The sequence below is a fragment of the Agromyces sp. Y182 genome (assembly GCF_059445385.1).
This window is the reverse complement of sequence record NZ_JCAIUF010000001.1, coordinates 99,372-125,274: the sequence shown is the minus strand read 5'-3', so window position 1 is coordinate 125,274 and position 25,903 is coordinate 99,372. Positions and strand designations below refer to the sequence as shown.

Annotated in this window: 30 protein-coding genes; 20 read left to right on the top strand and 10 right to left on the bottom strand. The window is 69.6% G+C overall.

Annotated features, from left to right (window positions below; all coding sequences use genetic code 11):
- The first annotated feature begins 52 nt into the window (after nucleotides 1–52).
- The 4 genes from AC1C2R_RS00625 to AC1C2R_RS00610 all read left to right on the top strand — a co-directional run bounded on the left by AC1C2R_RS00625 (nucleotide 53) and on the right by AC1C2R_RS00610 (nucleotide 4,101).
- Nucleotides 53–490 (top strand): RbsD/FucU family protein, encoded by a 438-nt coding sequence (locus AC1C2R_RS00625; RefSeq protein ID WP_495350602.1) that lies wholly within the window; start codon nucleotides 53–55, stop codon nucleotides 488–490.
- Nucleotides 490–2,025, top strand: a complete 1,536-nt coding sequence (locus AC1C2R_RS00620; protein WP_495378592.1) for a sugar ABC transporter ATP-binding protein — start codon at nucleotides 490–492, stop codon at nucleotides 2,023–2,025. Before AC1C2R_RS00625 ends, AC1C2R_RS00620 begins: the two co-directional genes overlap by 1 nt.
- Entirely contained in the window at nucleotides 2,022–3,053 is a 1,032-nt protein-coding gene (locus AC1C2R_RS00615; protein ID WP_495378591.1) for an ABC transporter permease, read from the top strand. The genes AC1C2R_RS00620 and AC1C2R_RS00615 overlap by 4 nt, the downstream gene beginning before the upstream one ends.
- Before the next feature lie 61 nt (nucleotides 3,054–3,114).
- Entirely contained in the window at nucleotides 3,115–4,101 is a 987-nt protein-coding gene (locus tag AC1C2R_RS00610) for an ABC transporter substrate-binding protein (RefSeq protein WP_495378590.1), read from the top strand.
- Nucleotides 4,102–4,189: 88 nt separating this feature from the next.
- On the opposite strand, the gene AC1C2R_RS00605 is transcribed toward AC1C2R_RS00610, so the two are convergent.
- Together AC1C2R_RS00605 and AC1C2R_RS00600 are read right to left on the bottom strand one after the other, a co-directional pair.
- Complete coding sequence (locus tag AC1C2R_RS00605; RefSeq protein WP_495350598.1) at nucleotides 4,190–4,861, bottom strand: FadR/GntR family transcriptional regulator; 672 nt, start codon at nucleotides 4,859–4,861, stop codon at nucleotides 4,190–4,192.
- A gap of 43 nt (nucleotides 4,862–4,904) precedes the next feature.
- A complete protein-coding gene (locus tag AC1C2R_RS00600; protein WP_495378589.1) occupies nucleotides 4,905–6,560 on the bottom strand; it encodes a DNA-3-methyladenine glycosylase 2 family protein in 1,656 nt (551 codons plus the stop codon).
- 75 nt (nucleotides 6,561–6,635) lie between these two features.
- Here AC1C2R_RS00600 and AC1C2R_RS00595 point away from each other — a divergent pair, with 75 nt between their 5' ends.
- From AC1C2R_RS00595 to AC1C2R_RS00570, 6 genes are all read left to right on the top strand, one after another.
- The gene (locus AC1C2R_RS00595) at nucleotides 6,636–8,042 is read left to right on the top strand and encodes an FAD-binding oxidoreductase (RefSeq protein ID WP_495378588.1); all 1,407 of its coding nucleotides are present in this window, start codon (nucleotides 6,636–6,638) and stop codon (nucleotides 8,040–8,042) included.
- 9 nt (nucleotides 8,043–8,051) lie between these two features.
- Nucleotides 8,052–9,209: a PrsW family intramembrane metalloprotease gene (locus AC1C2R_RS00590; RefSeq protein WP_495378587.1), complete on the top strand. Its 1,158-nt coding sequence runs from the start codon at nucleotides 8,052–8,054 to the stop codon at nucleotides 9,207–9,209.
- Between the two features lie 312 nt (nucleotides 9,210–9,521).
- A complete protein-coding gene (locus tag AC1C2R_RS00585; protein ID WP_495350594.1) occupies nucleotides 9,522–9,893 on the top strand; it encodes an FKBP-type peptidyl-prolyl cis-trans isomerase in 372 nt (123 codons plus the stop codon).
- A 430-nt stretch (nucleotides 9,894–10,323) separates the two neighbouring features.
- Entirely contained in the window at nucleotides 10,324–10,455 is a 132-nt protein-coding gene (locus AC1C2R_RS00580) for a hypothetical protein (protein ID WP_495378586.1), read from the top strand.
- A 6-nt stretch (nucleotides 10,456–10,461) separates the two neighbouring features.
- On the top strand, nucleotides 10,462–10,758 hold the full coding sequence (locus tag AC1C2R_RS00575) for a hypothetical protein (protein WP_495378585.1): 297 nt from the start codon (nucleotides 10,462–10,464) through the stop codon (nucleotides 10,756–10,758).
- Nucleotides 10,755–11,465, top strand: a complete 711-nt coding sequence (locus AC1C2R_RS00570) for a lysoplasmalogenase (protein ID WP_495378584.1) — start codon at nucleotides 10,755–10,757, stop codon at nucleotides 11,463–11,465. Before AC1C2R_RS00575 ends, AC1C2R_RS00570 begins: the two co-directional genes overlap by 4 nt.
- Here AC1C2R_RS00570 and AC1C2R_RS00565 read toward each other — a convergent pair.
- Both AC1C2R_RS00565 and AC1C2R_RS00560 read right to left on the bottom strand, forming a co-directional pair.
- Nucleotides 11,365–11,676, bottom strand: coding sequence for a protealysin inhibitor emfourin (locus tag AC1C2R_RS00565; protein ID WP_495350591.1), 312 nt, complete (start codon nucleotides 11,674–11,676; stop codon nucleotides 11,365–11,367). The two genes, AC1C2R_RS00570 and AC1C2R_RS00565, sit on opposite strands and share 101 nt — an antisense overlap.
- Nucleotides 11,677–11,706: 30 nt before the next feature.
- The gene (locus tag AC1C2R_RS00560) at nucleotides 11,707–12,750 is read right to left on the bottom strand and encodes a M4 family metallopeptidase (RefSeq protein ID WP_495350590.1); all 1,044 of its coding nucleotides are present in this window, start codon (nucleotides 12,748–12,750) and stop codon (nucleotides 11,707–11,709) included.
- 118 nt (nucleotides 12,751–12,868) lie between these two features.
- On the opposite strand from AC1C2R_RS00560, the gene AC1C2R_RS00555 reads away from it, so the two are divergent.
- Nucleotides 12,869–13,759 carry a hypothetical protein gene (locus AC1C2R_RS00555; protein WP_495378583.1) on the top strand — a complete coding sequence of 297 codons (891 nt, stop codon included), beginning with the start codon at nucleotides 12,869–12,871 and terminating at the stop codon, nucleotides 13,757–13,759.
- Between the two features lie 13 nt (nucleotides 13,760–13,772).
- The gene (locus tag AC1C2R_RS00550) at nucleotides 13,773–14,648 is read left to right on the top strand and encodes a CPBP family intramembrane glutamic endopeptidase (RefSeq protein WP_495378582.1); all 876 of its coding nucleotides are present in this window, start codon (nucleotides 13,773–13,775) and stop codon (nucleotides 14,646–14,648) included.
- A 170-nt stretch (nucleotides 14,649–14,818) separates the two neighbouring features.
- Here the strand turns inward: AC1C2R_RS00550 and AC1C2R_RS00545 are convergent, their stop codons facing one another.
- From AC1C2R_RS00545 to AC1C2R_RS00535, 3 genes are all read right to left on the bottom strand, one after another.
- Nucleotides 14,819–16,273 carry an HNH endonuclease signature motif containing protein gene (locus AC1C2R_RS00545; protein ID WP_495378581.1) on the bottom strand — a complete coding sequence of 485 codons (1,455 nt, stop codon included), beginning with the start codon at nucleotides 16,271–16,273 and terminating at the stop codon, nucleotides 14,819–14,821.
- Nucleotides 16,274–16,338: 65 nt separating this feature from the next.
- Nucleotides 16,339–16,713: a DUF488 domain-containing protein gene (locus tag AC1C2R_RS00540; RefSeq protein ID WP_495378580.1), complete on the bottom strand. Its 375-nt coding sequence runs from the start codon at nucleotides 16,711–16,713 to the stop codon at nucleotides 16,339–16,341.
- Between the two features lie 64 nt (nucleotides 16,714–16,777).
- Entirely contained in the window at nucleotides 16,778–16,969 is a 192-nt protein-coding gene (locus tag AC1C2R_RS00535; RefSeq protein WP_495350584.1) for a hypothetical protein, read from the bottom strand.
- 108 nt (nucleotides 16,970–17,077) lie between these two features.
- Between AC1C2R_RS00535 and AC1C2R_RS00530 the strand changes: the two genes are divergently transcribed.
- Nucleotides 17,078–18,076: an NAD(P)-dependent alcohol dehydrogenase gene (locus tag AC1C2R_RS00530; protein ID WP_495353167.1), complete on the top strand. Its 999-nt coding sequence runs from the start codon at nucleotides 17,078–17,080 to the stop codon at nucleotides 18,074–18,076.
- Between the two features lie 175 nt (nucleotides 18,077–18,251).
- The gene (gene rpsO / locus AC1C2R_RS00525) at nucleotides 18,252–18,521 is read left to right on the top strand and encodes a 30S ribosomal protein S15 (protein WP_056658110.1); all 270 of its coding nucleotides are present in this window, start codon (nucleotides 18,252–18,254) and stop codon (nucleotides 18,519–18,521) included.
- A gap of 90 nt (nucleotides 18,522–18,611) precedes the next feature.
- Here the strand turns inward: rpsO and AC1C2R_RS00520 are convergent, their stop codons facing one another.
- On the bottom strand, nucleotides 18,612–19,160 hold the full coding sequence (locus tag AC1C2R_RS00520) for a CGNR zinc finger domain-containing protein (RefSeq protein WP_495350583.1): 549 nt from the start codon (nucleotides 19,158–19,160) through the stop codon (nucleotides 18,612–18,614).
- A gap of 92 nt (nucleotides 19,161–19,252) precedes the next feature.
- Between AC1C2R_RS00520 and AC1C2R_RS00515 the strand changes: the two genes are divergently transcribed.
- The 5 genes from AC1C2R_RS00515 to AC1C2R_RS00495 all read left to right on the top strand — a co-directional run bounded on the left by AC1C2R_RS00515 (nucleotide 19,253) and on the right by AC1C2R_RS00495 (nucleotide 23,374).
- Nucleotides 19,253–20,221, top strand: a complete 969-nt coding sequence (locus tag AC1C2R_RS00515) for an EamA family transporter (protein ID WP_495378579.1) — start codon at nucleotides 19,253–19,255, stop codon at nucleotides 20,219–20,221.
- Nucleotides 20,222–20,314: 93 nt separating this feature from the next.
- Nucleotides 20,315–21,517 (top strand): trans-sulfuration enzyme family protein, encoded by a 1,203-nt coding sequence (locus AC1C2R_RS00510; RefSeq protein WP_495378578.1) that lies wholly within the window; start codon nucleotides 20,315–20,317, stop codon nucleotides 21,515–21,517.
- A gap of 38 nt (nucleotides 21,518–21,555) precedes the next feature.
- Nucleotides 21,556–22,443, top strand: a complete 888-nt coding sequence (locus tag AC1C2R_RS00505; RefSeq protein WP_495378577.1) for an LLM class flavin-dependent oxidoreductase — start codon at nucleotides 21,556–21,558, stop codon at nucleotides 22,441–22,443.
- A gap of 75 nt (nucleotides 22,444–22,518) precedes the next feature.
- Complete coding sequence (locus AC1C2R_RS00500) at nucleotides 22,519–22,674, top strand: hypothetical protein (RefSeq protein WP_495378576.1); 156 nt, start codon at nucleotides 22,519–22,521, stop codon at nucleotides 22,672–22,674.
- 85 nt (nucleotides 22,675–22,759) lie between these two features.
- Entirely contained in the window at nucleotides 22,760–23,374 is a 615-nt protein-coding gene (locus tag AC1C2R_RS00495) for a hypothetical protein (RefSeq protein ID WP_495350579.1), read from the top strand.
- A 43-nt stretch (nucleotides 23,375–23,417) separates the two neighbouring features.
- On the opposite strand, the gene AC1C2R_RS00490 is transcribed toward AC1C2R_RS00495, so the two are convergent.
- The gene (locus AC1C2R_RS00490) at nucleotides 23,418–23,795 is read right to left on the bottom strand and encodes a thioredoxin family protein (protein WP_495350578.1); all 378 of its coding nucleotides are present in this window, start codon (nucleotides 23,793–23,795) and stop codon (nucleotides 23,418–23,420) included.
- 217 nt (nucleotides 23,796–24,012) lie between these two features.
- Between AC1C2R_RS00490 and AC1C2R_RS00485 the strand changes: the two genes are divergently transcribed.
- Complete coding sequence (locus AC1C2R_RS00485; protein WP_495380357.1) at nucleotides 24,013–24,933, top strand: alpha/beta fold hydrolase; 921 nt, start codon at nucleotides 24,013–24,015, stop codon at nucleotides 24,931–24,933.
- A gap of 63 nt (nucleotides 24,934–24,996) precedes the next feature.
- Here the strand turns inward: AC1C2R_RS00485 and AC1C2R_RS00480 are convergent, their stop codons facing one another.
- Entirely contained in the window at nucleotides 24,997–25,812 is an 816-nt protein-coding gene (locus tag AC1C2R_RS00480; protein WP_495350577.1) for a glycosyltransferase family 2 protein, read from the bottom strand.
- Nucleotides 25,813–25,903: the final 91 nt, after the last annotated feature.

Here is a 25,903-nt window from a genome sequence, read left to right as displayed (position 1 = left end):
AACATCGGATGAGTAGTACACTCGTCCCGAATCTCAAGGAAGAGAGGCGCACGTGCTGAGTGGCATCAACCCGATCCTCGGCGGCGAACTGCTCGCCGCACTCGACCGGCTCGGTCACGGCGACGAGCTCGTCGTCGCCGACGCGAACTTTCCCGCCCACCGCGTCGGTGCACTGGTCGTCGAGGCTCCGGCACTCGCCGCGGCCGACGTGGTCGCCGCGATCCGCACCGTCGTTCCGCTCGACGGCTACGAAGGCGCCTCCGTACTACTCATGGTGGCCGAGGGCGGCGAGCGCTTGCCCGTGCAGCACGAACTCGTCACCGCGGCCGACACCGCCCTCGACCGGATCGAAGAGCTCGAACGATTCGCCTTCTACGATCGGGCCGCCTCGGCACAACTCATCGTGCGTACGGGCGAGCTGCGGCCGTACGGCAACGTCGTGCTGCGCAAGGGCGTCGTGAACACGTACACGCCGACCGGGGCTGCATGATGAACGAGCGCGTCGACACTGCGATCCCACTGCTCGACCTCGAGGACGTCAGCAAGGGGTTCCCGGGCGTGCAGGCACTCGCCGATGTGCGACTCGAGCTTCGACACGGCGAAGTGCTCGCCCTCGTCGGCGAGAACGGCGCAGGCAAATCGACGCTCATGAAGCTGCTCGCGGGCATCTACACCCCCGACGCCGGCACCTTCCGCCTGAACGGCGAAGCGCTCGCGATCGAGGGACCGCGTCACGCGCAGCAACTCGGCATCTCGATCATCCACCAGGAGTTCAACCTCATGCCCGACCTCACCGTCGCGCAGAACATCTTCATCGGTCGCGAGCACCGCGCCGGCGGTCTCTTCCTCGACGAGCGAGCCCTCAACCGGCGCGCCCAAGATCTCTTCGATCAGCTGGGCCTCGCCCTCGACCCCACCGAGCGCGTCGAACGTCTCACGGTCGCGCGACAGCAGATGGTCGAGATCGCGAAGGCGTTGTCGTTCGACGCGAAGGTACTCATCATGGACGAGCCGACCGCCGCGCTCAACGACGCCGAGGTCGATGTGCTCTTCGAGCTGATTCGGCGGTTCCGCACGCCCGAGACGGGCGTCATCTACATCTCGCACCGCATGGAGGAGCTCGCACGCATCTCCGACCGCATCACGGTGCTGCGCGACGGCAGGTACATCGGCACGCGGGTGACGGCGGAAACCGAACCGCGGGAGATCATCTCGCTCATGGTCGGACGGGAGATCTCGGGCGAGCAGCGCCCACCGGCCGCGACGACGAGCGGCGTGCCCGTGCTCTCGGTGCGCGGTCTCACGACCAAGCACCTGCTGCGCGACGTCGGATTCGACGTGCGCTCCGGTGAGATCCTCGGATTCGCCGGGCTCATGGGCGCAGGGCGTACCGAGGTCGCCCGTGCCATCGTCGGCGCCGACCGCATCGAGTCCGGTGAGATCCTCGTGCACGGCCGGCCGGTGACGATCGGGAATCCCGCAGAGGCCGCTCGGTTCGGCATCGGCTACCTCTCCGAGGACCGCAAGCAGCTCGGCGTGCTGCTCGAGCGCAGCGTTCGCGAGAACATCGTGCTCGCCTCGCTCCGCGACTACGTCTCGGCACTGGGCTTCGTGAACGGCTCGCGCATCGAGGCCACCGGGCGCGAGTACGTCGAGAAGCTCCGCATCAAGACGCCGTCGACGGCGCAGCTCGTGAAGAACCTCTCGGGCGGCAATCAGCAGAAGGTCGTCATCGCGAAGTGGCTCGCGAAGGACTGCGAAGTTCTCATCTTCGACGAACCCACCCGAGGCATCGACGTCGGTGCGAAGGAGGAGATCTACACCTTGCTGCGGCAGCTCGCCGAGCAGGGCAAGGCGATCATCATGATCTCCTCCGAGCTGCCAGAGGTGCTCCGGCTCTCCGACCGGATCGCCGTCATGGCCGAGGGGCGCCTCACCGCAGTGCTCGACAACGCCGAGGCCACCCAGGAGAACCTCATGGACTACGCCACCCGATTCACCAGCGAAGGAACGATCGCACGATGAGCCCGACGACGACGCAACAGCCTGCACCGACCCCGTCGACGACGGCCTTCGCAGCGGTCGATTCCGGCACTCCGAGATTCGCGTGGCTGCGCGGCTCCCTGCAGCAACTCCTCGCCTTCGCAAGCCTCATCGTGATCGTCGCGGTCTTCTCCATCGCGAGTCCGCACTTCTTCACGGCGAACAACCTCGTCTCGATCCTCACGGCCGCGACCGTGACCGGCATCCTGGCGCTCGGCACGACCTTCGTGATCATCACGGGCGGCATCGACCTCTCGATCGGCACCGGCATGGTGCTCTGCGGCGTGATGGCGGGCGTCTTCCTCACCTACCTCGGCTGGCCGTTGTGGGCCGGCGTCGGCGCCACCATCCTGTTCGGCGGGCTGATCGGGCTCATCAACGGCGTGAACGTCTCGGTGCTCGGCATCCCGCCGTTCATCGCGACCCTCGGCATGATGCTCATCGCGGCGGGCCTGTCGCTCGTGATCTCGGGCACGAAGCCGATCTACTTCAACGACACCCCCGAGTTCCAGTCGATCATGAACCTGTCGATCGTGCCCGGCATCCGATTCCCGCTCGGCGTCGCGATCTTCATCGTCATGATCGTCGTCGCCGCGGTGCTGCTCTCGAAGACGATCGTGGGCCGCTACACCTTCTCGATCGGCTCCAACGAAGCGGCGACGGCACTGTCGGGCGTGAACGTGCGCCGGTGGAAGATCATTATCTACACGCTCGCAGGCCTCTTCGTCGGACTCGCGGGCGTGCTGAGCGCCTCACGTCTCTCATCGGCCCAACCGACCGGCGGCATGGGGCTCGAGCTCGAGGCGATCGCCGCCGTCGTCATCGGCGGCACTTCACTGCAGGGCGGCAAGGGGTCCATCATCGGCACCGTGATCGGTGCGCTCATCATGGCCGTGCTGACGAACGGACTTCGCATCATCTCCGTGCCGCAGGAGTGGCAATCGGTCGCCGTCGGCATCGTGATCCTCGTCGCCGTCTACCTCGACATGCTGCGGCGCCGCAGGTCCTGATCCGCCGGTGCGCCCGGCACAACTCGCACCACCACGAATACCCACAACATGAAGGAGTGACATGTTCAAGAAGCGAACGATGGGCGTGATCGTCGGCGCCGTTGCCGCAGCCCTCGTGCTCGCCGGTTGCGCGAGCGACGGCGGTGGTTCCGGCACGAACGGCGGCGATGGCGACAAGCCGTACATCGCTCTCGTCTCGAAGGGGTTCCAGCATCAGTTCTGGCAGGCGGTGAAGTCCGGCGCCGAGCAGGCGGCCGAGGAGTTCGATGTCGAGATCACCTTCGAGGGCCCCGACACCGAGGCCGACGTCGACCAGCAGATCCAGCAGCTGCAGACCGCGCTCGACAAGAGCCCCGACGCGATCGGGTTCGCGGCCCTCGACAGCCAGGCGGCCGGCCCACTGCTCCAGCAGGCGAAGGACTCGAACATCCCCGTCATCGCGTTCGACTCGGGCGTCGAGAGCGACATCCCGCTCACGACCGCGGCGACCGACAACCTCGCTGCCGCCTCCGAGGCCGCCGAGCACATGGCCGAGGCCGTCGGCCACGAGGGCAAGGTCGCCCTCGTCGTGCACGACCAGACCTCGGTCACGGGCCAGGAGCGTCGCGACGGCTTCGTCGACTACATGGAGCAGAACGAACCGAACATCGAGATCGTCGACGTGCAGTACGGCGGCGGCGACCAGGCGAAGTCCGCCGACCTCGCCAAGGCGATCCTCGCGGCCAACCCCGACCTGAAGGGCATCTACGGTTCGAACGAGGGTTCGGCGATCGGCGTGGTGCAGGCGGTCAAGGAACTCGGCATCGACCCGAGCGAGCTCGTCGTGGTCGGGTTCGACTCCGGCAAGGCGCAGATGGATGCGATCCGCGACGGCCTCATGATCGGCGCGATCACCCAGAACCCGGTCGGTATCGGCTACGAGACGGTGAAGGCCGCGGTCGAGGCGCTCGACGGCACGGAACTGCCGAAGACGATCGACACGGGTTTCTACTGGTACGACGCGTCGAACATCGACGACGACGAGATCCAGGCCGTGCTCTACGAGTAGCTCTGCGGATGCCGCGGGGCGTCGGCTTCGGCCGGCGCCCCGCTTCGCGGGTTGCGGGCCAGGTTTCGCTTCTTGCGGGGCGGTTCGGTCAGAGCGCCGCGCGGAGCCACTGCTCGACACCGCTCACGTGCACCACCGTGAGCGCCGATGCGAGATCGGCGTCGCCGGCGGCGATCGCGTCGAGGATCGCGTGATGCTCGGAGAGGGTGCGCTCGACGGCGTTCTCTTGGGTGATGCCGCGCCAGATGCGGGCGCGAACCGTATGGCTCGACAGCGAGTCGATGAGGCTTGCGAGGTAGGTGTTGCCCGCGGCGTCGGCGATGGCCCGGTGGAACTCAAGGTCGTGTTCGACGAGCCCCTCGACATCGGCGGCATGGTCGACGCTCGCGACGATCTCACGCAGGCGTTGCAGCGCGGCCGCATCGGCGTTGCGAGCGGCGAGCGCCGTGGCCGCCGGTTCGAGGATGCGGCGAACCGCGAAGATCTCGAGCACCGAGTGGTCGTCGTGCAGGTCGACGACGAACGACATCGCCTCGAGCAGGAGGCGCGGCTCGAGGCTCGTGACGTAGGTGCCGTCGCCGCGGCGCACGTCGAGCACGCGGATGACCTCGAGCGCCTTGACGGCTTCGCGGAGTGACGACCGCGAGAGCCCGAGCCGTTCGCTCAGCTCTTTCTCGGGGGGCAGCCGATCACCGGGGGCGAGTTCGCCCGCGATGATCATCTCTTTGATGCGCAGAATCGCTTCGTCGGTGACCGCCATGCCGAGATCGTACCGCGTCGGGGCGCACGCACGAGTACAGACATCAGATCTTTGTGCCGGCGGCGCGCCAGAGGTGCATCGAGGCGTAGCTGCGCCACGGCGCCCAACGCAGCCCGACATGCCCGAGCTCCGCAGCGCTGGCGGGCAGCCCCAGCCGCTCGGCTCCGTTGCGGAGTGCCAGATCACCCGTCAGCAGCACATCGGGTGCCCGGGTCACCCGCATGGCGACGTACCCGGCCGTCCATGGGCCGATGCCCGGCACTGCGAGCAATTCGGCCGTCAGTTCGTGACGCTCGCACTCGGCGGCGACGACGAGTGCGCCCGACTCGAGTCGGCTCGCGACGTCGATGATCGTGCGCACGCGTGCGGCCGGGCCTCTGAGCACCGTGTGGCCGTGCTCGGCGATCGTTGCTGCCGAGGGGAAGAGCACCGTCGGAGCCAGGTCGTCGCGCGGCGCGATGTGCTCGCCGAGTTCGGACGCGAGACGCGCGAGCGACGTGCGCGCCGACTTCACCGACACCTGTTGCCCGATGAGCGCGCGGAAGACGAGCTCGTGCGGATCGAGGCATCCGGGCACCCGAATGCCCGGCGTCTCCGCAACGGATGCCGCGAGTGCGGGGTCTCTCGACAGGGCCGCGTCGATGGCGACCGCATCGGCGTCGAGATCGAAGAGCCGCCGCACTCGTGCGACGAGCGGCGGGAGATCGGCGAGGGTCGCGAGCCGCGCCTCGACGTCGATGGCGGGAGCGTTCGCGTCGCCGGCCGGCGCCAGCGAAATGCTCGCCGCACCGCTCGGCAGTCGGAGCGTGCGCTCGTACCGGCCGGCGTGAACCCGCTCGACACCGTCGAGCGCGCGCGCCGCGAGCCAATCGAACACCCCGGCGGCGTCGAACGGCGGCCGCGCCGGCAGCCGCAGGCGCACGACGCCGGAGTCTGCGGGCGAGGCGGGAACGGACGGCGGAACGGCCGCAGACGGCCAGGCGGGCACAGACGACGAGACGGGCACAGACGACGAGACGGGCACAGCGAGCGGAGACGGCTCGCCGGCGCCTCGCGTCGCCGATCGACGGGGTGTCGGCCGTCGCTCGCGCACCCGGGCGGCCGCACGAAGCTCGAGCGGACTGCGCTCGTAGACCTCGCGGATCGTGTCATTGAACTGGCGGATGCTGCCGAACCCCGATGCGAAGGCGACGTCGGCAGCGGGCAGTTTCGTCGAGGTGAGCAGTACCCTCGCGGTCTGGGCGCGGTGGGCACGGGCGAGCGCCAGCGGCCCGGCACCCAGTTCGGCGGTGAGCACGCGCGTGAGGTGCCGGGGTGTGTAGCCCAGTCGGGTCGCGAGGCCCGGCACGCCCTCGCGCTCGACGACGCCGTCGGCGATGAGTCGCATGGCGCGCGCGGCGAGGTCGTCGCGCAAGTCCCATTGGGGCGAGCCGGGCACGGCGTCGGGCAGGCAGCGCTTGCACGCCCTGAGCCCCGCCTCGTGGGCCGCCGCAGCGGTGAGGTAGAAGCTGACGTTCGTCGGCTTCGGCGACACCGCCGGGCAACTCGGCCGGCAGTAGATGCCGGTGGAGTGCACGCCCGTGATGAACTGCCCGTCGAAGCGGGAGTCGCGTGCCTGCATCGCGCGGTACCGTTCCGCGAACTCGGGGTCGTCGAGCGGATCGGTCGCGAGCCGGCGCGTGCTCGTTGCGGTGGTCATGCACCCAGCCTCGCATGCCCCGCCGACATCGACCGGCGGGAATCGGACACGAGCGGCGCGACGTATGGTGGAGGGATGCCGCACGTCGTCGTGACCCTCCTGCAAGACGCCCTCGGGGCATCCGTGTCGACGGAGCCGGCCGACCTCGAAGCCAGCCGCGAAGACCGATCCGGGTGGCGGAGCGCTACGCCGCCGATCGCCGTCGTGCACGCGGCATCCGTCGCCGAGGTGCAGGCCGTGATGCGCATCGCGCACGAGACCGGCACTCCGGTGGTGCCCCGCGGCGCCGGCACGGGCCTCGCAGGGGGCGGTATCGCGAGCCCCGGTGCGATCGTGCTCGACCTCTCGCACATGAACCGAGTGCTCGAGATCTCCGAGGCAGATGAGCTCGCCGTGGTCGAGCCGGGCGTGCTCAACGGCGACCTCAACGACGCCATCGCCCCGCGCGGGCTCTGGTTCGCGCCCGATCCGGCGAGCCGCGCGATCTCCTCGATCGGCGGCAACATCGCGACGAACGCCGGCGGTCTTCTCTGCGCGAAGTACGGCGTCACTCGCGAGGCCGTGCTGGGTCTGGCCGTCGTGCTCGCCGACGGACGACTCCTGCGCACCGGCCATCGCACCGTGAAGGGCGTCACCGGCTACGACCTCACGGCGCTCTTCACGGGCTCCGAGGGCACACTCGGCGTCATCGTCGAGGCGACCGTGCGACTTCGGCCGATCACACCGGGCGAGACCGTCACCGTCGCCGCCGTATTCCCCGACATCGAAACGGCCGCCGCGGCATCCGCTGCCGTCAGCGCAGCTCGCCTGCAACCGGCCGTGCTCGAACTCATCGATGCCGCTGGTCTCGCCCGCGTCGCCGCCTTCATCGGCCCGGCCGGGCTCGCGGGCACGCCGCTCGAATCGATGGCCCCGGCCGAGACATTCCTGCTCGCACAGAGCGACGGCGGAGGCGCCGCCGACGAGGCCGCTGCGATCGCCCGCGTGTTCGTCTCGTCGGGCGGGCGGGCGACCCTGTCGACGGATGCCGCGACGGGCGAGCGCCTGCTCGGCATCCGCCGGGCCATGCACCCCGCGCTCGCGGCATCCGGCAATGTACTTATCGAAGACGTCGCCGTGCCGCGTTCGCGGCTGCCCGAGATGTTCCGCGCCATCGAGGAGATCGGCGCGCGGTACGGCATCGAGATCCCGACGATCGCGCACGCCGGCGACGGCAACCTGCATCCCAATTTCGTGTTCACGGGCGATGAGGTGCCCGAACACGTGTGGGCCGCTGCCGATGCCATGTTCCGCACGGCGGTCGCGCTCGGGGGCACGCTCACCGGAGAACACGGCGTCGGCATCCTGAAGCGGCGGTGGCTGGCCGACGAGCTCGGCGACGACTCGTTCGAGCTGCAACGCGGCATCAAGGCGCTCTTCGACCCCACCGGCATCCTGAACCCCGGGGTCATGTTCGAGGCATCCGCGCCGCCCGCTCGATAGGCTGCCCGGGTGACCTCAGCGGCCCCCGACCCAGCCCAGAACCCGTCGCCCGCACCGCCGATCTGGACGGCACCGCCGAAGGCGAGAAGCGGCGGACTGGTCTTCGCGATCGTCGGCATCATCATCGGCGGTATCGTCGGGCTGCTCGTCCTCGCCTACATCGCGATCGGATTCGGCCTGCCCACGCTCGCCATCGGCTCGCTCCTCGCGCTCGTGCCGCTCGCGCTCGTGCTGCTCGCCGTGCGCTGGGTCGACCGCTGGGAGCCCGAACCGCGTTGGGCGCTCTGGTTCGCGTTCCTGTGGGGCGCCGCGGTGTCGGTCGCGATCGCGCTGCTCGTCGACCTCGGGGTGCAGCTCGCGCTCGCGTTCGCCGAACCGGGTGGCGCGCGCGACGAAGCGCTGCAGGCCGTCGTGCAGGCGCCAATCGTCGAAGAGCTCGCCAAGGGCATCGGGGTGCTCCTCATCTTCGCGTTCTCGCGCTCGCACTTCGACGGGCCGGTCGACGGGCTCGTCTATGCGGCCACGGTCGCGGCGGGTTTCGCGTTCACCGAGAACGTGCTGTACTTCGGCGCCGCACTCGCCGAGGGAGGCGCGCAGACCCTCGGTGCGACATTCGTCGTGCGCGGGCTCTTCTCGCCGTTCGCGCACGTGCTCTTCACGGTGTGCACCGGCCTTGCGATCGGCATCGGCGCGCGTCGGGGCGGGGGAGCGGGCGTGATCGGCTGGTTCCTGCTCGGCCTCCTCGGAGCGGTGCTGCTGCACGCCCTCTGGAACGGTTCGCTCGCCTTCGCCGACGACGCCATCGGGCTCTACTTCACAGTGCAGGTGCCGATCTTCATCGCCGCCGTGCTGCTCACGTTCTTCCTTCGCAGGCAAGAGGTGCGAGTCACCAGACATCGGCTCGCCGAGTACGGTGCCGCCGGCTGGTTCAGCCCTGCCGAGGTCGAGATGCTCGCAACGCCCCCGGGCAGGCGCCAGGCGAAAGCTTGGGCGAAGTCGCAGATGCCGCCGCGCATCGGTGTGATGAAGCAGCTGATCACGGATGCCACGCACCTGGCCTTCACTCGGCAGCGCATCGCGACCGGGCTCGCGAACGAGCGCACACTGGTCGACGAGCGGGCGCTGCTCGCGGCCGTCGTCGAGGAGCGCCGCATCCTCGTGAGCTGAGGCTCTCTGCTCACGGGTCTCAGGTCGCGGGTCTCGAGTCTCGGGTCCGGGCTCCCGGGCTCCGGACTCCGGGCGGAGCCGGCTCCTCGGAGTGATCGCCAGCCGGCGTGCTCCAACTGCTCAACCTCGCCCGCACGAATCCACCTCGCCCGCACGAAGAAACTCGCCGCCCTGTGGTGTGGCATTGCCGACATCTCTACCAAGCGACGAGTCCTCGAATTCCAGAATGCAACGTGTTCGCAGTCAGCGCAAGAGGGGAGTGGACGGTTGTCCGCGATTGCGACGAAGCCGCGAACCTGTTTGGGTTGATGCATGACCGATACGAACAGCAAGCCTGAGATCGACGCCCCCGAGGGTCCGGCTCCCGTCGACCTGGTGATCGAAGACATCGTCGTGGGCGACGGCGCCGAGGCGCAGCCCGGCTCGACGGTCGACGTGCACTACCTCGGCGTCGAGTACGACAGCGGCGAGGAGTTCGACTCCTCGTGGGGTCGTGGCCAGTCGATCAACTTCCCCCTCAGCTCGCTCATCAGCGGCTGGCAAGCGGGCATCCCGGGCATGAAGGTCGGCGGGCGGCGCAAGCTCACCGTGCCCCCGCAGCAGGCCTATGGCCCGGCAGGCGGCGGCCACCAGCTCTCCGGCAAGACGCTCATCTTCGTGATCGACCTGCTCGGCGTCAGCTGACCGCTCAGCTTTCAAGTCGACGGCCGGCAGGGGCCACGGTGCGCGCCGCCGCGTTCCTGCCGGCCGTCGACCTTCCGTTGACCACGCGCTCGTCGCGATAACGGCCACCACGTTTGACGATCTGGATGCCGCGCGGTTCGCGATCTGATCGATCGCCGCCCACGTCGACGGTGCCGCGAAGTCGGCCCGGCCGTTGCGGCTGAAGATCACCCAGTCGTCGACGATCTCGATGTGCATTCCGGGAGCTTCGTCGATCATCGCCGCCATGAGGTCGGGGGTGAAGATGTCAAGCGCATCGCGCTCGTACTCCTTCGGCACGAACAGGTGGAAGTGCCCGTCGAAGTCGCCCTCGAGTGAGAGGTGCTGATCTCCGTCGAAGTCGACGGGGAACGCGCGTCCCTCCGTCGTTCGCCCCTGAGGTTCGAGCACCATGTGCGGCAGCGGAGCGTCGAGGCGTACGGCGACGTACCTCCAATACGACGCGGGGTCGGCAGAGGTGGTCGTCGAACCGCCGGGTCCGATCGAGATCCTCACCGACGTGCCGGCCCTCGTCTGCACGTAGAGCAGGTTGCCGATCTCGACCATGCGGCCCGATCTCGTCGAGAACCGCGAATTTGCGCGGTTTTCCGCGGAGCTGCTCGAAGAGATGGCCCGGCAGCCTTGGTGCGGCATCCGGCTCGCCGCGAGATCCCGCTTCCGTTGCGCCGCGAGATCCGCGCTCGATATCGGACGGGTGAGGGAGACGGTGTCGATCGCCGGAAGCTGCACTTCGGTAGTCTGGCGTGCGGCCGATCAGTGGCCCGCATCGAAGATCAGTGACCCGCATCGAAGATCAGTGGCCGCATCGAAAGAGAACGACTTGTGAACCGATTCCGATCGCCCCTCATCGCGTTCGTGCCGTATCTGGTGTTCTCGGCGGCTCACCTCCTGCTGCTGTACCTCGGCCCGGCGTGGAGTGTGACGGCGACCAAGGCGCTGCTGATGCCGTTGCTCGCCTTGGCGGTGGTGCTCCTCGTGCGCCCGATTCGAGGCGCCGTGCCGATGCTGCTGGCCGGCATCGCGTTCTCCTGGGGCGGCGATGTGCTGCTCTCCTTCCCGGGCGACGGCTGGTTCGTGGCCGGGCTTGCTTCGTTCCTGTTCGCACACGTGGTCTACATCGTGCTCTTCCTGCGGATGCCCCGCGCCCGTCGTCACCCGCCGGTCTGGTCGTACGTGTACTGGGTGTGGATGATCGTCATGCTCGGCCTGCTGCTGCCGCATGCCGGCATACTCGCCGCGCCGATCGTGCTGTACGCGGCGGCCATCGGCATGATGGCGACCTGCGCGTCGATGCACGGGAAGTGGATCGCCCTCGGCGGCGCGTTCTTCGTCGTCTCGGATTCGGTGCTCGCGATTGGGAGGTTCCTGCCCGGGTACGGGTTCGCCGCGCATGACCTCGTCGTCATGTCGACCTACCTCGCCGCCCAGGGCCTCATCGGGTGGGGCGTGGTGGCGGTGATTCGCGCGGACCGCGCCGCTGCGGATCCGTCGTCTCCTGCACCCGGTCGACGAGCTGACGCCACGGCCCCGTGAGCTGACGCTCGGCGAGCGTCGCCTCGTGCGGTGGGCAGCGGATACGGTACACGAACCGGTCGGGCTCGGGCGGCAGCGGGGGCGGGTCGCCCCATGGGATCTCGTCGATGAGGATGTACCACTCGTCGGGGTCGGGCTGCTCGTCGACACGGACTTCCCAGGTGAGCCTCAACCCGGCGAGGCCACCGCTGCGAGACACGATGACGTCCATGGGCCGATCGTACTCCCGCGTTCGTGCGGGCTACCCCTGGGGCACCTCGATGCCGACGGCCGACCAGCCGCCGGCGACCGCACGCTCTTCGGCGCTGTCGCGCCCGTACCGATCACGTGCCGACCGCACCGTCTCGGCCGCGAACGTGGCGAAGTCGGCATCGACGGGCAGTCGGCCCGAGGTGAGCGCGTCGTACCAGATGCGCCCGACGTGCTCCCAGGCGAAGCCGCCGAGCTCGAGCGCAGCGAGCGCGAACGCTCGGTTCGGGATGCCCGAGTTCAAGTGCACGCCGCCGTTGTCGTCTGACGTCTCGATGAAGTCCCGCATGTGCGCCGGCTGCGGGTCGCGCCCCAGCACATCGTCGTCGTACGCCGTGCCAGGTTCGAGCATCGACCGCAGCGCCCGCCCCTGCACCTCGTCGGTGAAGATGCCCTCGCCGATCAACCAGCTCGCGGCTTCGGCGTCTTGACCGAGCGCGTACTGCTCGACGAGCGCGCCGAACGCGTCGGAGACGTGCTCGTTGAGTGCCCCCGACTGCCCTTGATAGCGCAGTTTCGCCGTGTGCTCGGTGACCCCGTGGGCGAGCTCGTGGCCGATCACGCTCAGCGAATCGGTGAATCCGCGGAAGATCTCGCCGTCGCCGTCGCCGAACACCATGCGCTCGCCGTCCCAGAAGGCGTTGTCGTAGCGGTCGCCGAAGTGCACGGTCGCCTCGAGGGGCATTCCGACACCGTCGATCGAGTCGCGCCCGAAGACGCGGTCGAACATGCGGTGCGTATCGCCGAGCCCGTCGTAGGCGTCATCGACGGCCTCGTCGCCGGTGGCGCGCTCGCCCTCGCGGCGCACGAGCCGACCGGGCAGCACCTCGTGGCCTTCGGCGTCGGAGATGCGACGGTCTGGCGTCGACGGCGCATCGGGCAGCGCACTCGGAAGGTCGGGCAGGGGCTCGATGCCGAGCCGTACCGGAGGTTCGCGCAACAGCGCGCGCCTCGCGGCCTCGGCCGCGAGCGGATACCGCGGGCCGGCGGCCTGGGCGATTCGGTCGAGCAGGTAAGGAGGCACGATCTGCTGCATGGCTCGATGTTTGCACCTGCCGACGACATCGGCCCGGCGCCGCGCCCTGAGTCGCTCGCACCTGCCCGGCGGCGACACGGCCGACCCCGGCGAGACGCCGCGCCCGTAGGGTGGACGTGTGACCTCCGCCCCGCTCCTCGGCCTCCTGCTCGACGTCGACGGCCCCATCGCGAGTCCCGTGACCCGCTCGATCGCGATCCCGTCGATCGCTCGCGATCTCGCGGCACTCGCGAACGCCGGCAACCCCGTGATCTTCAACACGGGTCGCTCCGACGCGTTCATCGCCGAGCAGGTCGTGCCGCCGCTCCTGGTCGCGGGGCTCGAACCGGGAGCGCCCGTCTGGGCGATCTGCGAGAAGGGCGCGGTCTGGGCCGCGATCGACGGTGACGGGCTCGGCGAGATCTTCGTCGACCTCGACCTCGCGATGCCCGCCGACTTCGCCGCCGACATGCGCGCCTACGTCGAGGAGCACTTCGACGAGTTCGCGTTCTTCGATGACACCAAGCGCGCCATGGTCTCGGTCGAGCAGCACGTGCACGTGGCATCCGATGACTACCTCGCGGCCCAGCCGCGCTTCGACGCGCACGTCGGCGCCGCGCTCGCCGATCGAGGCTTCGGCACGGTGCGGGACGGCGACGAGCGACCGGATGCCGCAGGGCGCGTGCACTGGCGCATCGACCCGACGATCATCTCGACCGACGTCGAGTCGGTGCGACTCGGCAAGGACCTCGGGGCTGCGCGGGCCATCGAGCTGCTCGCCGAACGCGGCATCCGCCCGCAGCACTGGCGCACGATGGGCGACTCGCGCGGCGACTACCGCATGGCCGACTGGCTGCACGAGCGTGGCGAGCGCGTGCGCCACGTCGACGTGCGCCCGGCCGAGGGCATTCCGGCGACGCCGTATCCGGTGCTCACCGCGGGCGACCTCATCCACGACGAGGCGGGCGCCATGTTCCTCTCCCGCTGGGCCCGGGCATCGCGTCGCGGCGACCTCGGCGACGACGACTGAGAACGGGCAACGCATGCCGCGTACCGACGACGACCAGACGCCCGACTCCCGCAGCCCGGCGCTCGGCGCTCAGGCAGCCGTCCGAACGCATCCGATCGCCTTGGTGCCCGCCCTCCTCGTGTGCGGGGCGGCGGTGCTGCTGTTCGGCTTCATGGTGCCGATCGCGGGCTACGCGATGCTCGCAGCGGGTCTCGTCGCCGCGTGGCTCTGCGACCGTTCGGGCCGCACCGAGCGGTTGCTCGCCGATCTCGCGCTCATCGCCGTCGGACAGGTCATCATCTCGACCGTCTCGCTCAAGGCCGACCTCAGCAATGAGGGCATGGTGCGGTTCGCGGTCGTGCTCGGGCTCGCCGTGCTCGTGCCCTACCTCGTCTCGCGATTCGTGTACCGCGAACGCGTCATCCGATTCCCGTGGCGAACCGGCAACCGCTGGAATCGCACCCAGTGGCTGTACCTGATCTTCGTCACGCTCGCCGGCTGGCTGATCCTGCCGTTCTACTTCATCACCTCGGGCGTCTACCAGAACTGGCCCACGGTGACCGAGCCCGACACGATCGCGCGCCTGTTCGTCGGCGTCGGCGCCGTCGGCACGTGGGACGAGCTGTTCTTCGTCTGCACGGTGTTCGTGCTGCTGCTCCGGCACTTCCCGGCGTGGCAGGCGAACCTGCTGCAATCGATCGTGTTCGTGTCGTTCCTGTGGGAGCTCGGCTACCAATCGTGGGGGCCGCTGCTCACCATCCCGTTCGCGTTGATCCAGGGCTACACGTTCAAGCTCACGAAGTCGCTCACGTACGTCTTCGTCGTGCACATGCTCTTCGACGCCGTGGTGTTCGCCGTCATCGTCTACGCGCACACGGGGTGGCCCGCGATCTTCCTGCTTTCGCGGTAGCGCCGTGAGCCTGGTGATCTTGCTCCGGCGCCGTTGCGGAGCGAGCCCGGTGATCTTCTTCTGCCGGCGCCGGCGCCGTTGCGGAGCGAGCCCGACCAGCTTCCTGCTCGCTCGGTCTCGGCGCGCGACCGTATGGGGCAGCGCGACACGCGAACGTCGGTGACACGCGATCAGAACGGCGCTTCGGTTTCGTATCGAAGCAGCAGTGCTGCGAACTCCTCATCACAGCTCGGCTGCGGATCGATGCTCTCGTGCGGATCGGCGCTCTGCTGCGGTGCGGCGTCCGGTGGTCGAGGAAGGTCTGGCGGTGGATCGGGCGGTGCGACCCCCTCGCCCGCCCTGACCGACATGAACGGCCGTTCGGGCTGCGTGCGCAAGAGGTGCCCGGCCGGCGAGGTCCAGCGCAGGACCCCGCCGGGTTCGTGCACGACGCGCCATTCGCTCTCATGCTTCAAGCGGTGATGGTGGCGACACAGCGCCGCGAGGTTCGACGCCTCGGTCTTGCCGCCGTGCGCCCACGCACGAGTGTGGTCGAGGTCGGTGAGGTCGGCGCGGCGTGAGCAGCCCGGGAACCGGCAGCCGCCATCACGCGAACGCACGAAGCCGTCGAGGTCGGCGGGCGCCCGGTAGTGTTCGCGGCCGTAGCTGAGCACCGCGCCGGTCTCGGGGTGCACGAGGATGCGCCGCATCGAGGGCGCGTGCGCTGCGAGCCGTCGAGCAGTATCGGCGTCGATGGGGCCGTAGCCCTCGAGGTCGGCCGGCTCGTCGGAGAGCCCGAGCAGCGTCAGCACCGGCACCGTGACGTTGATGCGCGGCTGCACGCCGCCGGTCGCAGCTGCGCCGGACCGGGTGCGCTCGTCCTCGGCCAGCGTGCCGCCGAGCAGGAGATCGGCCGCGAGGTCGGCGGCGCGCTGTGCCGTCGTTCGCACGTCGGCGGTGCAGGAGCGGGTCGTGCGAACATCGCCGGATGCGTCGCGCGCCGCGAGCGCGTCGAGCCGGTGCTTGATCGCGAGCGCCCGCTCGGCTTCGAGGAGCACGCTCAGCCACGCCATGCCATCTGGCGCCGGGTCGACGTACACCCGCCGTTCGTCGACGGCACGCACCTGCCGTGCGGCCAACGCCTCGGGGTGCAAGCGCTCGGCCGCCCTGCGCATGCGTCGACGCACATCGGCGTTCGTCGAGACCGTGCCGTCGGCCGCCGCAGCGGTAGCAGCATCGAGGGCCACCTGTTCGACCGCGTCGGCGACTTCAGGCGGCAGTGCCCGGGTGAGCTCGAGTACTGATCGCACCTGCGTCAGGCCGAGGTCGCCGTGCTCGAGCGCAGCGAGGGTCGCCCAGCGCGGGCCGGTCAGCCGGTCGGCCTCGTCGACCAGTCGGGCTGCGGATGCCTCGTGCTGACCGAGCGTCGTCGCGAGCTCGGCGACGAACGAGCGTTCGGCGAGGTCGCGCTGCGACGCGCTGGTCGCCGCGGTCACGCCCTCGACCTCTGCAGCGAGTTCACGAGCGCGCCCGATGCGCCGGAACTGGTCGGCCTGGATCTGCCGGATCATGCCGTCGAACGCCGAGATCGCCGCAAGCTCGAAGGCCAACGCCGTCTCTGACGGTGCGATCGCGGTGGCTGGCATGTCTTCATTCAACCAGCACCCACCGACATCGGAATCGACAGGAAGCGCTGATCAATCCTCGAATTTCAGGATGCGTCACTCTCGACGGATGCCCCGTGCTCGGCGAGCCACTCCAACAGCACGGTCGCGTGGTTGACCTCCTCGTCGCGCGCCCCGAAGAGCAGAGTCACCCGCTCGTGCTCCCCGCCGAGGGCGATGAGCTCTTGCGCCGCCTCGTTCTCGTCGAGCTCGCCGCGGTAGCGCTCGGCGAACTCGTCGAACCGTTCGCGGTTGTGGTGCCACTCGGTGCGGAGTTCGGGGGAGGGCGCGACCTCCTTGTCCCACAGGTCGAGCTCGGCGCGCTCTTTGCTCACCCCGCGCGGCCAGAGCCGATCGACCAGCACCCGATAGCCGTCGGATGCCTCGGCCGCGTCGTAGACCCGTTTGATGACGAACCCCATGGGGCCAGTCTGCCCCGGGGCATCCGTTCTGCCAAGCACCCGGCGTGCGTCGGTGCGCGCGCGGTCAGCTTTTGCGGCGGCCGCGCACCCCGTAGACGATGAGGCCGATGCCGAGGAGCGCGATGATCGGCCCGAGGATGGCCCACAGGGTTGAGCCCGTCATCTGGCTGCCGCCGATCACACCGAACCCCTGGAACATGAAGATCACGCCCATGACGGCGACGATCGCGCCGATGACGACGGGGAGAATCCGCATGCGGGCAGCTTTGCGCACCTCGCGCCCGGGCGCAAGCATCCGCCGCGCAGAGTCGGGTCTCGCTATCCTCGGAGCACTCGTTGTGCGAGGGGAGGGGACGCCGTGCCGATGCGTGCGATCGTGCTCGACCGGTACGGCCCGCCCGAGCGCGTCATGCGGCTCGCCGATGTCCCGGAGCCAGTGCCGGCGGCCGGCGAGGTCGCGGTGCGGGTTGCCGCGGTGTCGCTCAACTCCTGGGATGTCGACCTCGCCATCGGCGCAACGCTCGTGCGCCTCGCGGCGCCGTTCCGTCCGAGGCATCGGGTGATCGGCTCGGATGTCTCGGGCGCGGTCGTCGCCGTCGGCCCCGGCACGAGCCGGCATCGGGTGGGCGATGCCGTCTTCGGCGAGCTCTCGGCGTCGGGCTGGGGCGGCTTCGCCGAGTTCGTGGTTGCGCCTGAGGAGGCCCTCGTTTCGAGGCCGCCCGGACTCGACGATCTCACCGCGGCCGCACTTCCGCAGGCCGCGAGCATGGCATGGCAGGCGCTCGGCGGCGCAGATGCGATCGCTCAGAACGGCGCGCTGGGCGGGCGACGCGTGCTCATCGTCGGCGCCGGCGGGGGAGTCGGCACGTTCGCGATCCAGCTCGCGGCGCGCGCTGGGGCGCATGTGACGGCGGTCGAGCGCGCGGCGTGGAAGCTCGCCGCGCTCGTCGAACTCGGTGCGGACGTCGTCGGTACGGGTATCGACGGAGCGGGCATCGAGGGCGCGGCGACGTCACCCGAGCCCTACGATCTCGTGCTCGACGTGGTGGGCGCATTGCCGCCCTCGCGGTCGCGCGAGCTGCTCGCCGACGGCGGGCGTGCCGTCGCCATCGGCGGGAGTCCTCGCCGCATCATGCAGGTGCTCATCGCGAGCGTGCGCGGCAGCCGGAATGCCGCCGCCGGCCATGTCGGGTTGCTTGCTGCGGTCCCGAACCGCGACTTGCCCGAACTCGCCGCGCTGGCCGTCGCCGGCGAGCTGCGGGCGATCCTCGACGGCCCGCACCCGCTCGAACAGGTACCGCGTCAACTCGAGCGGCTCCGCGCCGGGGAAGTTCTCGGCAAAGCGGTCATCGCGATCGGCTGACCTCGATGCGTGCGCTCGGATCAGATTTCGGACGAGGGCGGCGATGCGCACAGGGCGGCCACGAGGCATCCGCTCTGGTAGAGTATTGAGGTTGCCGTCATGACGGCCGCGCACAAAGAGAGCCCAGGCATTCGGCCACGGGCAGCGCGCAACGAAGAGAGAGGGGATCCCATCTATGGCACTTGAAGCTGATGTCAAGAAGGCGATCATCGAAGAGTACGCGACGCACCCCGGTGACACTGGATCCCCCGAGGTTCAGATCGCGCTCCTCACGAAGCGAATCAAAGACCTCACCGAGCACCTGAAGGAGCACAAGCACGACCACCACTCGCGTCGTGGCCTGCTCCTCCTCGTCGGTCAGCGTCGTCGTCTGCTCGGCTACCTCGCCGATGTGGACATCAACCGCTACCGCAAGCTCATCGAGCGTCTCGGTCTGCGCCGCTAAGCAGAGTAGTCTCTGCGGCTCTCGCTGATACCGCGAACTTCTTCGAACGGGTCGTCACCTCCGGGTGGCGGCCCGTTTCGCGTGTCGCGGCTACTCGCCGACGCGCGCGCGGTGCGCCCGCGCCGCCATGCGGTTGCCGCACCGGGTGCTGCAGAAGCGTCGCGACGCGTTCTTCGACAGGTCGACGAAGACCCCGGCGCAGTCGTCGGCGTCGCAGCCGCGCAGGCGGTTCGTCTCGTCGGCACGGATGACGTCGACGAACGCCATCGCGGCCTCGACGAGGATGCGTTCGGTCAGCGGCGCGTCTTGCGACGTCGCATGGATGTGCCAGCCGAGGTCGTCGTGCCGAACGAGTCGGGGCAGGGCGTTCGCCTCCGCGAGGATCGCGTTCACCTCGGTCACCGCGTCGTCTCGGTCGAGCCTCCAGAGCGCGCGCAGGCGGTCGCGAGCCGCCGCGACGTCGGCGACCTCGGCGGTGTCGCCGTCGCGTCGCCCCGTGTACCACCAGGTGTCGAGGATCGCGGCCAGTTCTTGTGGGGTCGAGAGCTCGTCGGTGCCCGATTCGGATGCCTCGGGCACCGTGTCGGCGAGCGCCGCGACGAAGTTGAGCGAGGCCGTCGTGTCATCGGTGAAAATCATTTGACTCCTGACTTTCGTGTGTACTACAGTCACGAGCATAACGTCGTTCGGTCATGACGGCGCCGCAACGCCCGAACGCGAAGGAGACGATGATGCGCGGTTCGCGGGGTGTGCTCGGCATCGTTCTCGGCCTCGGTGCCGGCCTCGCATTCGGCGCGGGCGGCGCGGTGGTGAAACCGCTCCTCGAGTCGGGTTGGTCGCCCGGCGCAGCGGTCTTCGCGCGCATCAGCGTCGCCGCGCTCGTGCTCATCGTTCCGGGCCTCATCGCCCTGCGCTTCGACCTCCGGCCACTGTGGCGCGCCCGCTGGACGGTGCTCGCATACTCGCTCATCGCCGTCGTCGGCACCCAGGTGGCCTTCTACGCGTCGATCGCGCTCATTCCCGTGAGCACGGCCCTGCTCATCGAGTACCTCGCGCCCGTCGCGCTCGTGCTCTTCGCCTGGGCGCGGCAGCGCCGTGCGCCGCAGCTCGTCGTGATCGCAGGGTCGGTGCTCGCGATCGCCGGCCTCGTGCTCGTCGTCGGGCCGGGCGGCGGCGGGCTCGACGTCGTCGGCCTGCTGCTCGCGGGCCTCGCGATGGTCGGCGTCTGCGTCTACTACGTGCTGGGCGAGCGAGCGGATGCCTCGGTGCCGCCGATCGCCCTCGCCGCGAGCGGCTTCGTGGTCGGTGCCATCGTGCTCGGCGCGGTCGGGGCGATCGGCATCGTGCCGTACACGGCGACCTTCGTCGACGTGCCGTACCTCGGCGCGATCGCGCCGTGGTGGGCGCCGGTGCTCACGGTCGGCGTCGTCTCGACCGCATTCGCCTACGTCGCCGGCATCAGCGCGATCCGGCTGCTCGGCACCCGGCTCTCGTCGTTCCTCGGCCTCTCCGAGGTGATCTTCGCCGCGATCGTCGCGTGGTTCGTGCTCGGCGAAGCGGTCGGCCCGCTGCAGGGGCTCGGCGGACTGCTCATCCTCGGCGGCATCGTGCTCGTGCGGTTCGAGCGGCCGCGCGATGCCGCTGCGATCGCTCTCGATATCGACCTCGTGCCGGTTCCCGCCGACACGGGCCGGGCATAGCCGACGCGAGTCCGACTCGCGAGGCGGCGCCGGGCGGGCGCCGGGCGGCGCCGGGCGCCGTAACACTCGGTTCGGCAGGCGTAGCGTCGAGCTATGACACGCGCGGACTGGACCCATCTCGCCGACTCGACCCAGGCGGTGCACGCCGGCAATGCCGTCGACGGCGGTTCGGGGGCCATCCGCACCCCGATCGTGATGGCGAACTCCTACGCCTTGCCCGACGATCCGTCGACGATGAGCTGGTCGGGCACCGAGGCGCCGCTCTACACGCGCAACTCGGGCGCGAACCAGATCGGACTGCAGCGCAAACTCGCGATCCTCGAGCACGGTGACGACGCGGTCGTGCTCGCGAGCGGCGTCGCGGCGCTGCACGCCGTGTTCTTCACGTTCCTGAAGTCGGGCGACCACGTCATCGTGTCGGATGTCTCGTACGAGGCGACCTTCCGGCTGTTCACCGAGCTGCTGCCCGACAAGTACGGCATCCACGCCGATTTCGTCGATACGAGCGACCTCTCAGCGGTGCGCGCCGCCGTGCGACCGAACACCCGGCTCGTGCACATCGAAGCGATCGCGAACCCGACGACGAAGGTGACGGATGTCGCGGGCGTCGCGGCTCTCGCGCACGAGGCCGATGCCCTGCTCAGTGTCGACTCGACATTCACCCCGCCACCGTTCTTCCGCCCGCTCGACCACGGCGCCGACCTCTCGGTGCATTCGCTCACGAAGTACATCAACGGGCACGGCGATGCGATGGGCGGGGCCGTCATCGGTCGCCGCGACCTCGTGGCCGAGCTGAAGGCCGATGCGATGGTCGACGTCGGCGGGGTCATCAGCCCGTTCAACGCGTGGCTCATCATGCGCGGATCCGTGACGCTTCCGCTGCGCCTGCACCAGACGTTCACGACCGCGCTGCGCGTGGCCGAGGCGCTCGACGCCGACCCGCGTATCGCGTTCGTCGCGTACCCGGGGCTGTCGGGGCATCCGCAGCACGAACTCGCGACCGCGCAGTTCGGCGAGGCGTTCGGCGGCGTGATGTCGTTCGCCGTCGACGGCGGCCCCGAGGTGCAGAACGCGTTCGTCGCGGCGCTGAAGATCGTGACCTCCGCGGTCTCGCTCGGACACGACGAATCGCTCATCGTGCACGTGGGAACGACCGGGCCGCGGGTGGCTTTCTACCCCGACGGCTTCAAGCGCTTCGGACACTTGCGCTTCTCGATCGGGCTCGAGGATGCCGGCGACCTGATCGACGACTTGCGGCAGGCGCTCGACGCCGCAGTGGGCCCGATCGCGGGCTGAGGCACAGGCCGGCACCGAGGCGTGCCTAGACTCGGGTCATGCGTTTCGGCATCGTCATCCTTCCGCAGCACGACTGGCCCCAGGCCGCCCGCTACTGGCGCGGCGCCGAAGAGCTCGGCTTCGATCACGCCTGGACCTACGACCACCTCTCGTGGCGAGGCCTCGCGGGGGAGCCCTGGCATGCGACCGTGCCGACGCTCACCGCGGCGGCGATGGTCACCGATCGCATCCGGCTCGGCACCTTCGTGGCGAGCCCCAACTTCCGGCACCCGGTGCCGTTCGCGAAGGATGTCGCCACGCTCGACCAGATCTCGGGCGGCCGGCTGCTACTCGGCGTCGGCTCGGGCGGCACCGGATTCGATGCGTATGTACTGGGCCAGCCCGAGTACACGCCGCGGCAGCGCTTCGAGCGGTTCGTCGAGTTCACCGAAGCACTCGATGTGCTGCTGCGCTTCGAGCGGCCGGGGTCGGGCGGCATCTCCTTCGAGGGCGAGTGGTTCACGGCTTCGGGCGCCCGTATGGTCGGCGAGCCGGCGCAGCATCCGCGCATGCCGCTGCACGTGGCTGCCGAGGGCCCGAAAAGCCTGGAGTTCGCGGCGCGGCTCGGCGACGGCTGGGTGACGACCGGCGGCTCCGTCGACGACACCGAGGCCTGGTGGCGGCGCCTGGCCGAGCTGAGTTCACGTCTCGATGAAGCCTGCGCGAACGCGGGGCGCGAGGTCTCGAGCCTCGACCGCACTCTCTCACTCGACTCGGAGTCGCTGTACAGCCTGTCGAGCGTCGCCGCATTCGAAGACGCCGTGAAACGGACGGCCGAACTCGGATTCACCGACGTCGTGGCACACTGGCCGCGGGAGCACGGCCTCTACGCCGGCGACGAGTCGGTGCTCGACGACGTGGCGCAGCTCATGCCGAGCCTGCGCTGAACGCGGCACCGGGGCATCCGTGGGCGCTGGCGCAGGCGCGGACGCCGCGGCATCCGGCGCGATAGCCTGATTCTCATGCCTGCGCCCCGTTCGAAGCCGTTGCTCGCTTCGTTGAGGGCGGGCGCCGCGGCATCCGGCGCGATGGCCCTGATTCTCATGCCTGCGCCCCGTTCGAAGCCGTTGCTCGCTTCGTTGAGGGCGGACGCCGCGGCATCCGGCGCGATAGCCTGATTCTCATGCCTGCGCCCCGTTCGAAGCCGTTGCTCGCTTCGTTGAGGGCGGGCGCCGCGGCATCCGGCGCGATAGCCTGATTCTCATGCCTGCGCCCCGTTCGAAGCCGTTGCTCGCTTGGGAACCGCTCCCGTATCTCGTCGTGCTCGTGCTGCTCCTCGCAACCGGCATCGTGCGACCGGATGCCGCGCCGTGGCTGTTCTGGCCCTTCGTGCTGCTGATCGTGGCAGCGGTCGCGTGGCTGGTCGCCGGCCTCGTGCGCGGGTCCAGGCGGACGAACCCCGACCAGTGGGGAGACCTCACGACCCTCGACGGTATCGAGCTCGTCGACGCGCCGCGGGTGGAGCGTGAGGTGCGTGCCGTCTCACCGGTCGCCGACACGCATCGCCATCAGCCGGCGATCGAGTTGGCGCGCCTGCACGGCGGTCCGGAGCAGCACGCCGTGCTCGTGCCGCGCGCGAGCCGCTGGCTCTCGCGCCGGTACCGCATCGGGGTGCAACTCGTCGGGGACGACCGGCCCCGCCACGCCGGGTTCCTCGATGGGGCAGCCGACGAGCGGTGGCGAGACGTGCTCGACGACCTGCGGATGCGCGGTCGGTACGTGCGCGTTCCGGCACTCGTGACCGGGGACTCGCGCCCCTACAAGGTCGAACTCGACCTCAGCGGGCTCGAGCACCTCGGGGATGCCCCGACGGACTGAGCAGCCGGACTGAGCGCAGCCGGACTGAGCCCAGCCGAGCTGTTCAGGCCGAGGCCTCCTCGGCCTCCTGCTTGGCGAGGTCGGCGCGCACCTGCTCCATGTCGAGCGCCCGCACCTGTGAGACGAGTTCGTCGAGCATCGGCCGGGGCAGTGCACCCGCTTGCGCGAACACGCCGATGCCGTCTTTGAACGCCATGATCGTCGGGATCGACGTGATGTTCATCGCCGCGGCCAACTGCTGCTGGTCTTCGGTGTCGACCTTCGCGAAGGTGAAGTCGGGGTTCGACTCGGATGCTGCGTCATAGTGCGGCGCGAACTGCAGGCAGGGGCCGCACCAGCCCGCCCAGAAGTCGACGAAGACGGTGCCGCCCTCGAGGATCGTCTTCTCGAAGTTGTCGAGGGTGAGTGCAACGGTTGCCATGGGTCCAGCCTAAACGCGCTCGCTGTGCCTGCGCTCGGTGTTCGCTCTGCGCGGCCTGTGCGCGACATCTGCATCCGACCGCGAGACGCCGTCGGCGCCGCATGAGCTGAAGCGGGCCTCTCGAGCGGGTTGCGTGCGCAGGATCGGACGTCGCCGGTATCGTGAAGTCGTGGTCGCATTCGGAGGCGCGCGCGGTTCGTTCCGTCGGCGCGTGCCGGTGCCCGACGGTCCGTCGGAGCCGAGACTCGCGCTCGACGAAGCCGGCCTGCTCGATGAGGCGATCCCCGATATCGACTGGCGCGCATTCCCGGCCGCTGCGGAGCACTCGATTTTCAGTGCGCCGAGCGGGGCATTGGCACGGGTCGCGCTCGGGCCGCCGTCTGCACCGCGGGTCGTGCTCGTGCCCGGGGCGACGGGCTCGAAGGAAGACTTCGTGCTGATGATGCCGCTCCTCGCGGCGGCGGGCTACCGAGTCGAGGCGTTCGACCTCGCCGGGCAGTACGAATCGTGGCGCGCGGGTCCGTGGAACCTCGATCCGCCGCGCGTCCGCTACGACCAACGGCTCTTCCTCGACGACCTGCTCGCGGTGCTCGACGACGGAGCGGGCAGCGCCCACGTGCTCGGCTACAGCTTCGCCGGAACGCTCGCAGAGCTCGCCCTGCTCGAACGACCCGACCGCTTCGCGAGTCTCACGTTGCTGAGCGCGCCGCCGGAGTCGGGCCAGGCGTTCCGCGGCGTCAAGCGCATCGGACAGATCAGCGGCTTCACGTCGCCGCGGCAGGGTGCAACGCTCATGTTGTGGGGCATCCGAAACAACCTCAACCGGGTGCCGCCACGGCGGCTCGCGTTCGTGCGCGAACGGTTCGCGCTGACTCGGCGAGAGAGCGTCGTCGACATCATCGCGCTCATGATGCAGACGCCCGATGTGCGGGCGAGCCTCGCTGCGGCGCCCGTGCCCAAGCTCGTCGCCGTCGGCGAGCACGACCTCTGGCCACGCGCATCGCACGAGCGATTCGCCCGCGAGATCGGCGCCCGTCTCGCGGTGTACCCCACAGGCCACAGTCCATGCGAGACCGCGCCGCACCAGCTCGTGCGCGACATGCTCGGCCTCTTCGCCGCGACCGACGCCACACCGTAGCTCCACGGCGGCGGGGCCGCGCGGCGGCAGCGCTGCTGTCGTTCGACAGGGCCGCGAGGTGACTCACGCCGGCAGCGGCTCCTCACTGTCATCGTCGTGCTCGACCACGTCGAGGTTCAGTGGCTCAGTACCCTCGGACTCCCACACCCAGGCGGGCGCACGCCGCCGTTCAGCGCGGCGCGTCAGCGGCGGCCATTCCCGTGATTCGATCGACATCGTATGGAAGGCCATCCGAACGCGACGGGCGAGACCGCCGAAGCTGTCGAACGGCCGTGCGGAGACACCGACCACGAGCCGGCGGTCGCGCACGACCGTCATGCCGGGCCTCATCGACCAGGCGAGGTCGAGATCGTCGTGCACGTCGGCACGGTCGCGGTGCACGATGCTTCGGAGCTCGCCCCAGGCGTCGGCGCGCATCGCGTAGTTCGAACCGAAGATCGGCGGGTGGCCGAGCAGAGGACCGATCACGGTGAAGTAACCGCCGATATAGATGTTTCGGGCGATCCACCGCACGACGGCGTTGCCGCCGTAGAACGTGCCGCCGTTCGTCACGACGGTCGGGCGATCGGGCCGGGTCATGCGGCGTTCCACCTCGGCCAGCCAGTCCGGCGCGGGCACCGAATCGGCATCGAGGCGAGCGAGCAGTTCGCCGGATGCCGCGTCGAAGCCTGCGGCCGTCGCCGGCCAGATGCCGCGCAGCGGCTCGGTGACGACACGCGCGCCGGCCGCTCGAGCGACGTCGGCCGTGGCATCCGTCGACCCGTTGTCGACCACGATGACCTCGTCGGCGGGCCGCGTCTGCTGGTCGAGCGCTTCGAGGCAGGCGGCGAGGAAGCCCGCGTCGTTCAGGCTTGGGATGATGACCGAAATCGTGCCCATCACGGCGAGTCTAGCCATCGCGTCGCGTCGTGGCGCAGGATTCCTGCGTGCTTGGACGAGTTTGCCGATGGGGGCTGTCGGGCAGTCGCGA

Excerpts from the sequence above, each read along its gene's own strand:
- AC1C2R_RS00620 (WP_495378592.1), top strand. The coding sequence starts at position 490 with ATGAACGAGCGCGTCGACACTGCGATCCCACTGCTCGACCTCGAGGAC.
- AC1C2R_RS00615 (WP_495378591.1), top strand. The coding sequence starts at position 2,022 with ATGAGCCCGACGACGACGCAACAGCCTGCACCGACCCCGTCGACGACG.
- AC1C2R_RS00610 (WP_495378590.1), top strand. The coding sequence starts at position 3,115 with ATGTTCAAGAAGCGAACGATGGGCGTGATCGTCGGCGCCGTTGCCGCA.
- AC1C2R_RS00605 (WP_495350598.1), bottom strand. The coding sequence starts at position 4,861 with ATGGCGGTCACCGACGAAGCGATTCTGCGCATCAAAGAGATGATCATC.
- AC1C2R_RS00600 (WP_495378589.1), bottom strand. The coding sequence starts at position 6,560 with ATGACCACCGCAACGAGCACGCGCCGGCTCGCGACCGATCCGCTCGAC.
- AC1C2R_RS00595 (WP_495378588.1), top strand. The coding sequence starts at position 6,636 with ATGCCGCACGTCGTCGTGACCCTCCTGCAAGACGCCCTCGGGGCATCC.
- AC1C2R_RS00585 (WP_495350594.1), top strand. The coding sequence starts at position 9,522 with ATGACCGATACGAACAGCAAGCCTGAGATCGACGCCCCCGAGGGTCCG.
- AC1C2R_RS00580 (WP_495378586.1), top strand. The coding sequence starts at position 10,324 with ATGTGCGGCAGCGGAGCGTCGAGGCGTACGGCGACGTACCTCCAATAC.
- AC1C2R_RS00565 (WP_495350591.1), bottom strand. The coding sequence starts at position 11,676 with ATGGACGTCATCGTGTCTCGCAGCGGTGGCCTCGCCGGGTTGAGGCTC.
- AC1C2R_RS00560 (WP_495350590.1), bottom strand. The coding sequence starts at position 12,750 with ATGCAGCAGATCGTGCCTCCTTACCTGCTCGACCGAATCGCCCAGGCC.
- AC1C2R_RS00550 (WP_495378582.1), top strand. The coding sequence starts at position 13,773 with ATGCCGCGTACCGACGACGACCAGACGCCCGACTCCCGCAGCCCGGCG.
- AC1C2R_RS00545 (WP_495378581.1), bottom strand. The coding sequence starts at position 16,273 with ATGCCAGCCACCGCGATCGCACCGTCAGAGACGGCGTTGGCCTTCGAG.
- AC1C2R_RS00540 (WP_495378580.1), bottom strand. The coding sequence starts at position 16,713 with ATGGGGTTCGTCATCAAACGGGTCTACGACGCGGCCGAGGCATCCGAC.
- AC1C2R_RS00535 (WP_495350584.1), bottom strand. The coding sequence starts at position 16,969 with ATGCGGATTCTCCCCGTCGTCATCGGCGCGATCGTCGCCGTCATGGGC.
- AC1C2R_RS00530 (WP_495353167.1), top strand. The coding sequence starts at position 17,078 with ATGCGTGCGATCGTGCTCGACCGGTACGGCCCGCCCGAGCGCGTCATG.
- rpsO (WP_056658110.1), top strand. The coding sequence starts at position 18,252 with ATGGCACTTGAAGCTGATGTCAAGAAGGCGATCATCGAAGAGTACGCG.
- AC1C2R_RS00520 (WP_495350583.1), bottom strand. The coding sequence starts at position 19,160 with ATGATTTTCACCGATGACACGACGGCCTCGCTCAACTTCGTCGCGGCG.
- AC1C2R_RS00515 (WP_495378579.1), top strand. The coding sequence starts at position 19,253 with ATGCGCGGTTCGCGGGGTGTGCTCGGCATCGTTCTCGGCCTCGGTGCC.
- AC1C2R_RS00510 (WP_495378578.1), top strand. The coding sequence starts at position 20,315 with ATGACACGCGCGGACTGGACCCATCTCGCCGACTCGACCCAGGCGGTG.
- AC1C2R_RS00505 (WP_495378577.1), top strand. The coding sequence starts at position 21,556 with ATGCGTTTCGGCATCGTCATCCTTCCGCAGCACGACTGGCCCCAGGCC.
- AC1C2R_RS00500 (WP_495378576.1), top strand. The coding sequence starts at position 22,519 with ATGCCTGCGCCCCGTTCGAAGCCGTTGCTCGCTTCGTTGAGGGCGGGC.
- AC1C2R_RS00495 (WP_495350579.1), top strand. The coding sequence starts at position 22,760 with ATGCCTGCGCCCCGTTCGAAGCCGTTGCTCGCTTGGGAACCGCTCCCG.
- AC1C2R_RS00490 (WP_495350578.1), bottom strand. The coding sequence starts at position 23,795 with ATGGCAACCGTTGCACTCACCCTCGACAACTTCGAGAAGACGATCCTC.
- AC1C2R_RS00480 (WP_495350577.1), bottom strand. The coding sequence starts at position 25,812 with ATGGGCACGATTTCGGTCATCATCCCAAGCCTGAACGACGCGGGCTTC.